A 12,194-nucleotide genomic window follows, 5' to 3' on the forward strand; every position below is an offset into this window, starting at 1 on the left:
TCCATATTATGGACTCGTGACTCACTATGTAGGCAATTATTCCATATCGCCGCGCTCGAAACCAGCGAAGGGTCATCGCTCGGGCAGGCGGCTTCCTCAGGCTACGATACCGTCCATGAGCTCCCAAATCCGCATCGTTGGCGCACGCCAGAACAATCTCAAGAACCTGGACCTGACCATCGCCACCGGCGAGTTGGTCGTCGTGACGGGCGTGTCGGGCTCCGGCAAGAGTTCGCTGGCGTTCGACACGCTGTACGCCGAAGGACAGCGGCGCTACGTGGAAACCTTCTCGCCCTATGCGCGCCAGTTCCTGGACCGCATGGACAAGCCACAGGTTGACCGCATCGAAGGCATCCTGCCGGCCATCGCCATCGACCAGACCAACCCGGTGCGCAGCTCGCGCAGCACGGTCGGCACGATGACCGAACTGAACGATCACCTGAAGCTGCTGTTTGCGCGCGGCGCCCGGCTGTACTGCCGCGGCTGCGGCAAGGTAGTGCGCCGCGACACGCCGGACTCCATCTACCACTCGCTGGCCGAACGCGCTGCGGTGGCCGGCGACCCGCGCCTGGTGGTGACCTTCCCCATCGCCGTGCCCGCCAACTTCACCGAAGACGAAGTGCGCGGCTTTCTCGAGCAGCAGGGCTATACCCGCGTACACGCCGAGGAAACCGCCGTGCCACGCGCCACCGCCCCGGCCAAGGGCGCGAAGGGCGCCAAGAAGGGCAAGGCAGCCAAGGATGCCGGCGAAGCACGCCGCATCCTGCACGTCATCCAGGACCGCTTCCGCTTCGCGGGCACCGAGCGCGAACGCGTGATGGAAGCGCTGGACACGGCGCTGCGCATGGGCGCCGGGCACTTGGCCGTCTACGTCATGGACGCCGAAGGCGCCGACGCGGCGATCTGGAAATACAGCGACCGCCTGCATTGCGCCGACTGCAACATCGAATACACCGACCCGCTGCCCAGCAGCTTCTCGTTCAATTCGCCGCTGGGCGCCTGCGAGTCCTGCCGCGGCTTCGGCCGCGTGATCGGCATCGATTTCGGCCTGGTGATCCCGGACGAGAACAAGACCCTGCTGGAAGGCGCGATCAAGCCGTGGACGACACCCTCCTATAAGGAATGCCAGGACGAGCTGCAGAAGTACGCGCCGCGCGCGGGCGTGCCGCTGGGCGTGCCCTGGAAGTCGATGAGCGAAGAGCACAAGCGCTGGGTACTTTACGGCACCCCTGACTGGAAGGGCGGCAACGACGCCTGGAAGCACCAGTGGTACGGCGTGCAGCGCTTCTTCGACTGGCTGGAAACCAAGGCCTACAAGATGCACGTGCGCGTGCTGCTGTCGAAGTACCGCAGCTACACGCCCTGCCCCACCTGCAACGGCGCGCGCCTGAAACCCGACGCGCTGCTGTGGCGCCTGGGCACCAAGGAAGAGGCCGACACGGTGCTGCCGCCGGAAGACGGCCGCTACCAGCGCTTCATGCCGGTCGGCGCCGACTGGACGCGCGACCAGCTGAACCATCTGGGCGGCCTGTCGATCCATGACGTGATGCTGCTGCCCATCGAGCGCGTGCGCCGTTTCTTCGACGAGCTGTCGTTTTCGGGCGCGCTGGACGCGGCCACCGACCTGCTCATGACCGAGGTGCGGGCGCGCCTGAAGTTCCTGTGCGACGTGGGCCTGGGCTACCTGACGCTGGACCGCCAGAGCCGCACGCTGTCGGGCGGCGAAGTGCAGCGGATCAACCTGACCACCGCGCTGGGCACCTCGCTGGTGAACACGCTGTTCGTGCTGGACGAGCCGTCCATCGGCCTGCACCCGCGCGACATGCACCGCGTGGTCGAAGTCATGCACCGGCTGCGCAACGCCGGCAATACGCTGGTGGTGGTGGAACACGACCCACAGGTCATGGTGGCGGCTGACCGCATCATCGATATCGGCCCCGGCCCCGGCGAACGCGGCGGCTACATCGTTTTCGACGGCACGCCCAAGCAACTGCGCGCGGCCGACACGTTGACGGGCAATTACCTGGGCGGGCGCCAGCGAGTGGAAGCGCCGCGCCCGATGCCGGTCGCCAAGAACACGCCCCGGCTGCTGCTGGAAGGCGTCAACGCGCACAACCTGAAGAATGTCTCGGTGGAATTGCCGCTGGGCCGGCTGGTCTGCGTGACCGGCGTGTCCGGTTCAGGCAAGTCCACACTGGTGCAGGACGTGCTTTACCCTGCACTGCTCAAGCAGAAGGGCAAGCCGTCGGAAGCGCCGGGCGCCTTCGAGCGCCTGCTGGGCGCCGAGCAGATCGCCGACGTCGTCATGGTGGACCAGACCCCCATCGGCAAGACAGCGCGCTCCAACCCCGCCAGCTATGTGGGCGCATTCGACGCCGTCCGCAAGCTGTTCGCCCAGGCCCCGCTGGCGCGCGAACGCGCCTACACGGCCGGCACGTTCAGCTTCAACGGCGGCGACGGCCGCTGCCCGACCTGCGGCGGCACCGGCTTCGAGCACGTGGAAATGCAGTTCCTGTCCGACGTGTACCTGCGCTGCCCGGATTGCGACGGCAAGCGCTTCCGCCCCGAAGTGCTGGAAGTGCGCGTCGAACACCTGGGCAAGAGCGCATCCATCGACGAAGTGCTGGCCATGACGGTCAGCGAAGCGCTGGACTTCTTCAAGGGCCTGCGCGACGTGCAGACAGGCCTGGCGCCGCTGGCCGACGTGGGCCTGGAATACGTGCGGCTGGGTCAGCCCGTGCCGACGCTGTCGGGCGGCGAGGCGCAGCGCCTGAAGCTGGCCGGCCACCTGGCCGAAGCCGCGCGCAGCGGCATTTCCACCGCCAAGGTCGCCAAGAAGGGCAGCCTGTTCCTGTTCGACGAGCCCACCACCGGCCTGCACTTCGACGACGTCGCACGGCTGATGCGCGCCTTCCGCAAGCTGCTGGCGGCGGGCCACACGCTGCTGGTCATCGAACACAACCTTGACGTGATCCGCGCGGCCGACTGGCTGATCGACCTGGGCCCGGAAGGCGGCGACGCCGGCGGCCTGGTGCTTGGGGTGGGCACGCCGCAAGACCTGATGGACAACCCCGCGTCCCACACGGGCGCCGCGCTGCGCGACTACGAGGTCAGCATCCTGCCGACCGACGTGGTCGTGACCAGCGATGCCGACGCGCAGGAAGTCGAGCAGGCCGGCCTGACGGCCCGCATCGCCGAACCCGCCGCGGCCTATGGCGAGGCGGACGGCACGGGCGAAGGCACGCCGCTGCAGTCCGTGATGCGGGCGCGCCGCCAGGGCAACATGGCGATCGAGATTCGCAACGCGCGCGAACACAACCTGAAGAACATCAGCGTCGAGATCCCGCACGACAAATTCACCGTGATCACCGGCGTGTCCGGCTCGGGCAAGTCCACGCTGGCCTTCGACATCCTGTTCAACGAAGGCCAACGCCGCTACCTGGAATCGCTGAACGCCTATGCGCGCGCTATCGTGCAGCCGGCCGGCAAGCCGGATGTGGACGCCATCTTCGGCATCCCGCCCACGGTCGCCATTGAACAGCGCACCAGCCGCGGGGGCCGCAAGTCCACCGTGGCCACGATGACGGAAATCCACCATTTCCTGAGGCTGCTCTATGTGAAGCTGGGCACGCAGTACTGCCCGGACTGCAATGTGGCCGTCGAACCGCAGAACACGGACCAGATCGTGGCCCGCCTGCTGCGCGACCACAAGGGCGAGCACATCGGCCTGCTTTCCCCACTGGTCACGGCCCGCAAGGGCTATTACACGGACCTGGCCAAGTGGGCCGGATCCAAGGGCCATTCGCACTTGCGCGTGGATGGCGAGTTCATCCCCGTGGCCCCGTGGCCGCGCCTGGACCGCTATAAGGAACACACCATCGAACTGCCCGTGGCGGACGTGGTGGTGGACCCCGCCAACGAGGCCGACCTGCGCGCCGCGGTCAAGAGCGCGCTGGAAAACGGCCAGGGCGTGATGTCGGTGGTGTGGCCGGTGAACAAGCTGCACGAAGCGCTGAACAGCGAACTGCAGCAGCAGCACTTCTCGGTCAAGCGCGCGTGCCCGTCTTGCGGCACCAGCTTCCCCGAACCCGATCCGCGCCTGTTCTCGTACAACTCCAAGCACGGCTGGTGCACGGGCTGCTTCGGCACGGGCCTGCAATTGCAGGGATTCGACGAAGAGCAGACCGGCGAGGAAACCGCCTGGAACGCCTGGTATGAAGGCGAGGCCGGCGCTTGCACGCAATGCGACGGGCAGCGCCTGAACCGCGTGGCGCGCGCCGTGCGCTGGCGCGACAAGTCGATCGCCGAACTGGCGTCGCTGCCGGTGTCGGACGCGCACACCTTCTTCACGGGACTCGTGGCCCGCGGCCGCGAAGGCGAGATCGCCCGCGACATCCTGTCCGAAATCCGCGGCCGCCTGAACTTCATGCAGGAAGTGGGTTTGAACTACCTGGCGCTGGACCGCGCCGCCCCGACGCTGTCCGGCGGCGAGGCGCAGCGCATTCGGCTGGCCGCGCAGCTGGGCTCCAACCTGCAAGGCGTCTGCTATGTGCTGGACGAGCCCACGATCGGCCTGCATCCGCGCGACAACCGCATCCTGCTGAACGCATTGGCCCGCCTGGAAGAAAACGGCAACACGCTGGTGGTGGTCGAGCACGACGAAGACACGATCCGCCGCGCCTCGCACGTGATCGACATCGGCCCGGGCGCGGGCATCCGCGGCGGCCGCGTCGTGGCCGAAGGCTCCGTGCAGGACTTGATGGACGCCCCGGAATCCATCACCGGCCGGTATCTGAAAACACCGCTGCAACACCCGCTGCAAGGCCGTCGCCCGGTCGAAGCCGACACGCCGATGATCGAGATCCGCGGCGCGCGCCTGCACAACCTGCGCAGCGTGGACGCCAAGATCCCGGTGGGCCGCCTGAGCGTCGTGACCGGCGTGTCCGGTTCCGGCAAGTCGACGCTGGCGCGCGAAGTGCTGCTGGACAACCTGAGCCAGGCTGTTTCGCAAGGCAAGTCGCCGGGCTGGGCGGGCTGCGAAAGCATCAAGGGATGGGAAGCCATCGACCGCGTGCTGGAAGTGGACCAGACTCCCATCGGCAAGACGCCGCGCTCGTGCCCCGCCACCTATGTGGGCTTCTGGGACGACGTGCGCAAGCAGTTCGCCGATACCCGCGAAGCCCGCATGCGCGGCTGGACGGCGGCGCGCTTCTCGTTCAATACCGGCGACGGCCGCTGCCCGATCTGCGAAGGCCAGGGCATGCGCACCATCGAAATGAATTTCCTGCCGGACGTGAAGGTGCCGTGCGACGCCTGCTACGGCGCGCGCTTCAACAGCGATACGCTCAGCGTGCAGATGCGCGGCAAGAACGCCGGCGAACTGCTGTCCATGGAAGTGGACGACGCCATCGGCTACTTCGCGGCGCACCCGAAGATCCACCGCCCGCTGCAGCTGATGCAGGACGTGGGGCTGGGCTACCTGACGTTGGGCCAACCGTCGCCCACCCTGTCGGGCGGCGAGGCGCAGCGCATCAAGCTGGTGACCGAGCTGTCCAAGGCGCGCCTGACCGACGGCCTGATCAAGACCGGCCGCGCCTCGCGCATCCCGCACACGCTGTACGTGCTGGACGAGCCCACGGTGGGCCTGTCCATGGCCGACGTGGAGAAACTGATCCATGTGCTGCACCGCCTGGTGGAAGCGGGCAACACGGTCGTCGTGATCGAGCATAATCTGGACGTCATCGCCGAAGCCGACTGGCTGCTGGACCTGGGCCCCGAAGGCGGCATGGGCGGCGGCAAGCTGGTTGCCGAAGGCTCGCCGGAACATGTGATGACCCTGGCCGACCACTCCCACACCGGGCGCGTCCTGACGGAGTTCCTGGCGCAACAACAACCGCAGTAACACGCATGGATTGTCGTTTTGAAGACCGGCTGGCCGGCCGCGCGCTGCGGTTCGAGGGCTTTTGCTCCCGGATCGAAGCACGCGCCGCGGCCGACGTCGCCCCCGCGCTGGCGGCCATCGAGGCCGCGCGCCGGCAAGGGCGATGGGTCGCCCTGTTGCTGGATTACGAACTGGGCGAATGGCTGTTGCCCGAAACCGTGCTGGCCGCGCCCGCCGGCCCCTGGACGCCCCCGCGCGACGACGGCCGCCCGCGCCTGACCGCGCTGGTGTTCGACCGCAAGGTGGACGAAGCCCCCTGGGGGGCGCCGGACGCTGGCAGCGCGCCCGCCTCCATCAGCCTGCCCCAACCGCGCATGACCGAAGCCGGCTACGTGCGCCAGGTCGACGCCATCCGCGGCCTGATCGGCGACGGCGAGCTGTATCAAGTCAACTTCACGCAACCGCTCGACCTGCAATACCAGGGCGACCCGGCCACGCTCTACCGCCGCATCGCCGCCCGCAACCCGGTGGCCCACGGCGCGTTCATCCAGGACGGCGACCGCACGGTGCTGTCTTTTTCACCCGAACTCTTTGTCCGGCGCGAAGGCCCGCGCCTGACGACCCGCCCGATGAAAGGCACCGCGCCGCGCCATCCCGATCCCGCCGAGGATGCGCGGCTGGGCCAGGAACTGCTGGCCAGCGAAAAGAACCGCGCGGAAAACCTGATGATCGTGGACCTGCTGCGCAACGACCTGGGCCGGCTGGCCCAGCCCGGGTCGGTCAAGGTGGACGCGCTGTTCTCGCTGGAACGCTACCCCACCGTCTGGACCATGACGTCCACCGTGTCGGCGCTGGCGCCGGACGCCACGCTGCAGGACGTGCTGACCGCCCTGTACCCCTGCGGCTCCATCACCGGCGCGCCCAAGGTGGCCGCCATGCGGCGCATCCGCCAGATGGAAGCCGCCCCGCGCGGCCTGTACTGCGGCAGCGTGGGCTGGCTGGCGCCGGACGGCGATTTTTCGTTGAACGTGGCGATCCGGACCCTGGTGCTGGACCCGGCCGGCGGCGGCGTCTACAGCGTCGGCGGCGGCATCGTGCACGACTCGGATCCCGCCGAGGAATGGCAAGAATGCCACTGGAAGGCGCGCATCCTGCGCGCCTGACGGCGCAAACCCCGCCAGCGGTAGTAGCATAGAGCGCGGCTCCGCCCGCCAATTCCCAGGAGAGTCCCATGCAACCCGAATTGATCGAGACCATCCTGGTCGATGCCGAGCAACGCGTGCCCCTGCTGGCCCGCCACTTGCAGCGCCTGGAGGCGTCTTGCAAGGCGCTGGGCTACGTATGGGGCGGACGGTCGGTGGAAGGCGACATCATGATCGCCGCGATGGGCCTTGTCACCCCCGGCCCGCACCGGCTGCGCCTGCTGGTCGCGCGCGACGGCTCCCGCCATATCCAGACCGCCCGGCTGCCGCCGCTGCCCGCCGTCCAGGAGGTGATGCTGGCGCCCGAGACGCTGCGGTCCTCGGAACCGCTGCTGCGCTACAAGACCACGCACCGCCCCTGGTACACGAAAACCATCGAGTGGCTGCCGGCGCACCCGCATATCTTCGACCTGCTCTACCTGAACGAGCGCGGCGAACTGTGCGAAGGCAGCCGCAGCAACGTGTACCTGCGCATGGACGGCCATTGGTACACCCCGCCGGTGGACAGCGGCTGCCTGCCCGGCGTGCAGCGCGGCGAATTGCTGGACACGGACAACGTGAAGGAACGCGTGCTGACCCTGGCCGACCTGCACGCCGCCGACGAGATCCGCCTGTCCAACGCCCTGCGCGGCTGGTTCACGGTCACGCTGCGGGAAGCCTGAGCCCCGCTCTCGCGCTGGCCGCCCAAGTCCTGACCCCGCTCAATCGGCGAACTCGTCCACCACCACTTGGCGCAGCCACTGGTTGGCGGGTTCGCGGTGGCTGCGGGCGTGCCAGAATACGTTGATGACGGACTCCGGGATCTTCACCGGACAGGGCGCCGTCGCCAGTCCGAACGGCTGGCAGGCGCAGTCGGCGAAGCGCCGCGGCACCACCGCGATCATGTCGGTGGCGGCCAGCACCGGTCCCACCGCCATGAAATGCGGCACCGTCAGCCGCAGGCGGCGGCGGATGCCCGCTTGCTCGATCACCTCGTCCACCACGCTGTGGCCCGTGCCTTCGGACACAATGGCCACATGCTCGGCCGCGCGGAACTGCCTGGCCGACACGCCCGAGCGGGCCAGCGGGTGGTCGCGCCGGAATATGCACACGTAAGGCTGGCTGAACAGCTTGCGCTGGAAGAAGCCGCTTTTCAGGCCCGGCAGGAAACCCATGGCCAGGTCGATCCGGCCGCGCTCCATCTCGTCTTTCACGTCGATCGACGTCGTGCGCACGGTCCGGATCGTGACGCCCGGCGCCGCGCCATCCAGCGCCCGCATCAGGCGCGGCAGGAAATAGGTTTCGCCCACGTCGTTCACGCCGATCACGAAGGCCCGTTCGCTGTGCGCCGGGTCGAAGCGCGCCCGCGCGCTCAACGTGACGTGCAGCGCGCCCAGCGCGTCGGCGATGGGCTGGGCCAGCGATTCCGCATAGGGCGTGGGCACCATGCCGCGCGACGTGCGCAGGAACAACTCGTCGCCCAGCAGTTTGCGCAAGCGGCCCAGCGCATTGCTGACGCCGGGTTGCGAAATGCCCAGGCTTTGCGCCACGGCGGACACTCGGCCGTGCTTCTGCAGTTCATTGAAGACGACCAGCAGATTCAGGTCCACGTCTTTCAGGTTCATGCGCTTGTCTCCACCAATATTGATTCTGGTGATTTGTCTTATCAAGCAGATTCTATTTATTTATTCCACGGCCTGCCCGATGATGAGGCGACAACTGCCAGCGCCCACGCCGCGCCGGCCCTGCCCGCCTCCGGCGGACAGACGAAAAATGGAGACAAACCATGCATGCCACCACGCCCTGTAGACCGGGCGGCCACGCAGCAGGCCGCCCATGAACGCCGCTGAACAACCGCTTGCCTTCGTCCCGCCCTGGCAGGGCGACGGCTCCCACCGCATCCCGTTCGGCGTCTACACCGATGCCGCGCTGCACCAGCGCGAGCTGGAACGCTTCTTCTACCGCGCGCACTGGAGCTACGTGGGCCTGGAAGCCGAAATCCCCAACCCGGGCGACTTCAAGCGCACCGCGGTGGGGGAACGGTCCGTCATCCTGCTGCGCGACAACGACGGCCAGGTGCGCGTGGTGGAAAACGTGTGCGCCCACCGCGGCGTGCAGTTCTGCCGCGAACGGTCCGGCAACCGCAGCGAATTCGTCTGCCCCTACCACCAATGGAACTACGACCTGCAGGGCAATCTGATCGGCGTGCCTTTCCGGCGCGGCGTGAAGCAGGACGGCAAGGTGAACGGCGGCATGCCGCCTGACTTCAAGCCCGAAGAACACAGCCTGACCAAACTGGCCGTGGCGTGCCGCAACGGCGTGGTGTTCGCCTCGTTCGACCATGGCGTCGAGCCGCTGGAAGACTACCTGGGCCCGGACATCCTGCACTACTTCGACCGCGTCTTCGACGGCCGCGAACTGGTGATCCACGGCTACAGCCGCCAACGCATCCCCGGCAACTGGAAGCTGATGCAGGAGAACATCAAGGACCCCTATCACCCGGGCCTCCTGCACACCTGGTTCGTCACTTTCGGCTTGTGGCGCGCGGACAACCGGTCGGAACTGAAGATGGACCGGCACTTCCGCCACGCCGCCATGATCTCCACGCGCGGCCAGGGCGGCAAAGGCAGCGTCACCAGCGGCGTGTCCAGCTTCAAAGAGCAGATGTCGCTGAACGACGACCGCTTCCTGGATATCGTGCAAGAACCCTGGTGGAACGGCCCGACCGCCGTGCTGATGACGCTGTTCCCCAGCGTCATCATCCAGCAGCAGGTGAATTCGCTGTCCACCCGCCACATCCAGCCTGTCGGCCACGATGCGTTCGACTTCGTCTGGACCCACTTCGGTTTCGCCGACGACACGCCCGACATGACGCGCCGGCGCCTGCGCCAGGCCAACCTGTTCGGCCCGGCGGGTTTCGTGTCTGCCGACGACGGCGAGGTCATCGAGTTCTCGCAAGCGGGTTTTCAACAGAAACCGTGGCACCGCAGCGTGGCGGAACTGGGCGGCAAGACGGCCGAGAACACCAGCCACATGGTGACCGAAACGCTGATCCGCGGCATGTACGCGTATTGGCGCCGCGTGATGGAGGCATGACGATGCTGGACTTTCCGCTCTACTACCAGCTGACCCGCCTGTACGCCGACTACGCCGCCGTGCTGGACGCCGGGGAATGGGAGAAATGGCCGGACTTCTTCCTGGAGGACTGCACCTACAAGGTGCTGCCGCGCGAAAACCACGAGCGCGGCTATCCGCTGGCGACGATGGCCTTTGAAAGCCGCGGCATGCTGAAAGACCGCATCTACGGCGCCACCGACACGATCTTCCACGATCCGTATTACCAGCGCCACGTCGTGGGCGCGCCGCGCGTGCTGTCAGCCGATGGCGGCCGCATCGAATCCGAAGCCAGCTACGCGGTGTTCCGCACCAAGCCCAGCCAGCTGACCACGGTCTTCAACGTGGGACGCTACCTGGACGTGGTGCGCCAGACGCCCGAGGGCCTGAAATTCGAATCGCGGCTGTGCATCTTCGACAGCGAACTGATCCCGAATTCGCTCATCTACCCCATCTGACCAGGAAAGCCGCTATGAGTACCCAATGGATCAAGGCCATCGCCCGGGCCGATGTGCCGGACGAAGACGTCATCGCCGTGCAGGCGGGCGGCCGCGAGATCGCGCTGTATGGCGTCGATGGCGAGGTCTACGCCACCTCCAACCTCTGTACGCACGGCAACGCCCGCCTGTGCGACGGCTTCCTCGAGGGCCACGAGATCGAATGTCCCCTGCACCAGGGCCGCTTCGACGTGCGCGACGGCCGGGCCCTGTGTTCCCCCTTGCGGGAAAACGTGGCGGCCTATCCGGTCAGGATCGAGGACGGGATGGTGTTCGTGGCGCTGTGAGGCGAAGGCCGTGAGGCCGGATGGCGACTGGTTCGCGGTGACACGGCCACCGGCTGGCGTTCAGATCGCCAGCCGCAACGCCTCGTTGGCGGCCGCCATGCCCATGGCGGCCGTTACCGTCACGACCGAGCCGTAGCCCGCGCACGACAGCCCTTGCGGCGCGAGGTTCTGGCCTGAGGCGCCCATGTCGTCTTCGCCCTCGACCGGGCGGGTCCAGGCGTCGGGAAGGATGGCGGGCTGGTCGAACCACAGCGCATGGATACCCATCTTGGGCACGCGCTTGAGCGCCTTGCCGTTCTGGTCGGAGGCGCGCGGAAAGCCATGCTCGCGGCGCAGCTTGTTGCGCAGCTTGGCCAGCAAGGCGTCGTTCACCGCAGCCGACAGGTCCCCTGCCCGCAACGCCAGCGGATCCGTCTTGCCGCCGGCGCCGCCACACAACAGCATCGGCACGCCCAGCGCCCGAGCATGCAGGATCATGGCGATCTTGGCCGTGGCCTGGTCGGTGCAGTCGATGATGACGGTGTAGGGCCCGGGCAAGACGTCGGCGACGTTCTCGGGCGACACGAAGTCGTCCACCCGCGTCAGCCGGCATTCCGGATTGATCGCCAGCACCCGTTCGGCCATGGCATCCACCTTGGATTGGCCCAGCGTGGACGACAGCGCATGAATCTGCCGGTTGACGTTCGATTCGGCGATGTGGTCCAGGTCAATGAGGGTCAATGCCCCGACCCCGCAACGCGCCAGCGCCTCGACCGTCCAGGAACCGACGCCGCCCAGGCCGGCGACCGCGACGTGCGCGTTCTGCAAGCGTGCGGGGGCTTGAGGGCCGTATAGACGGGACAGGCCGCCGAAGCGGCGGTCGAGGTCGGCGGGGGGGATCGGGTGATCGGGGGAGTTCATGGGGGGTATTTTATAGGGCGGGGCGTTGTTGGTGTTTGGGCGCCGGCGTTGTGCTTCGTAGGTCGCCCATCGTCGCGGTTGGCGTGCGGGCGCGCGCCCACGATTGCGGTCCGGAGCCTTCGCTCCGGACTGTCCCCGTCGTCATCTTCGTCCAGGCCTACGGCCTTCCCTTCAGATTCCCTCGGGCGCATCAAGGTTGCGCGCCCGCACGCCAACCGCGACGACGGGCTGCCGCCGTCTTGGGTCGGTGCGCTGCTAGACCTGTATGCAATGACGAGTCTTGCGATGCCCGCCAAATTGCGGCCGCGCGGGCGGCCACAATTGGCATACACGC

General features: G+C 67.4%; 8 protein-coding genes. 6 read left to right on the forward strand and 2 right to left on the reverse strand.

What is annotated here, in order from left to right; all coding sequences use genetic code 11:
* Window positions 1–115: 115 nt before the first annotated feature.
* The 3 genes from uvrA (at window position 116) to A9973_RS13510 (ending at window position 7,745) form a co-directional block, all read left to right on the forward strand.
* Window positions 116–5,902: an excinuclease ABC subunit UvrA gene (gene uvrA / locus A9973_RS13500; RefSeq protein WP_183014272.1), complete on the forward strand. Its 5,787-nt coding sequence runs from the start codon at window positions 116–118 to the stop codon at window positions 5,900–5,902.
* A gap of 5 nt (window positions 5,903–5,907) precedes the next feature.
* Complete coding sequence (locus A9973_RS13505; RefSeq protein ID WP_183014273.1) at window positions 5,908–7,044, forward strand: aminodeoxychorismate synthase component I; 1,137 nt, start codon at window positions 5,908–5,910, stop codon at window positions 7,042–7,044.
* Window positions 7,045–7,112: 68 nt separating this feature from the next.
* Window positions 7,113–7,745, forward strand: a complete 633-nt coding sequence (locus A9973_RS13510; protein ID WP_183014274.1) for an aminotransferase class IV family protein — start codon at window positions 7,113–7,115, stop codon at window positions 7,743–7,745.
* 39 nt (window positions 7,746–7,784) lie between these two features.
* Here A9973_RS13510 and A9973_RS13515 read toward each other — a convergent pair whose 3' ends face one another.
* Window positions 7,785–8,687 (reverse strand): LysR family transcriptional regulator, encoded by a 903-nt coding sequence (locus tag A9973_RS13515; RefSeq protein ID WP_183014275.1) that lies wholly within the window; start codon window positions 8,685–8,687, stop codon window positions 7,785–7,787.
* A gap of 211 nt (window positions 8,688–8,898) precedes the next feature.
* Here A9973_RS13515 and A9973_RS13520 point away from each other — a divergent pair, with 211 nt between their 5' ends.
* From A9973_RS13520 to A9973_RS13530, 3 genes are read left to right on the forward strand one after another with little or no spacing between them, the layout of a single operon-like run.
* Window positions 8,899–10,158, forward strand: a complete 1,260-nt coding sequence (locus A9973_RS13520) for an aromatic ring-hydroxylating dioxygenase subunit alpha (protein WP_183014276.1) — start codon at window positions 8,899–8,901, stop codon at window positions 10,156–10,158.
* Window positions 10,159–10,160: 2 nt separating this feature from the next.
* Window positions 10,161–10,634: a nuclear transport factor 2 family protein gene (locus tag A9973_RS13525; protein ID WP_183014277.1), complete on the forward strand. Its 474-nt coding sequence runs from the start codon at window positions 10,161–10,163 to the stop codon at window positions 10,632–10,634.
* Window positions 10,635–10,648: 14 nt separating this feature from the next.
* The gene (locus A9973_RS13530) at window positions 10,649–10,960 is read left to right on the forward strand and encodes a non-heme iron oxygenase ferredoxin subunit (protein ID WP_183014278.1); all 312 of its coding nucleotides are present in this window, start codon (window positions 10,649–10,651) and stop codon (window positions 10,958–10,960) included.
* 60 nt (window positions 10,961–11,020) lie between these two features.
* Here the strand turns inward: A9973_RS13530 and A9973_RS13535 are convergent, their stop codons facing one another.
* Window positions 11,021–11,860: a ThiF family adenylyltransferase gene (locus A9973_RS13535; RefSeq protein WP_183014279.1), complete on the reverse strand. Its 840-nt coding sequence runs from the start codon at window positions 11,858–11,860 to the stop codon at window positions 11,021–11,023.
* Window positions 11,861–12,194: the final 334 nt, after the last annotated feature.

The organism is Achromobacter sp. UMC46, from assembly GCF_014170335.1.
GTDB lineage: Bacteria > Pseudomonadota > Gammaproteobacteria > Burkholderiales > Burkholderiaceae_B > Achromobacter.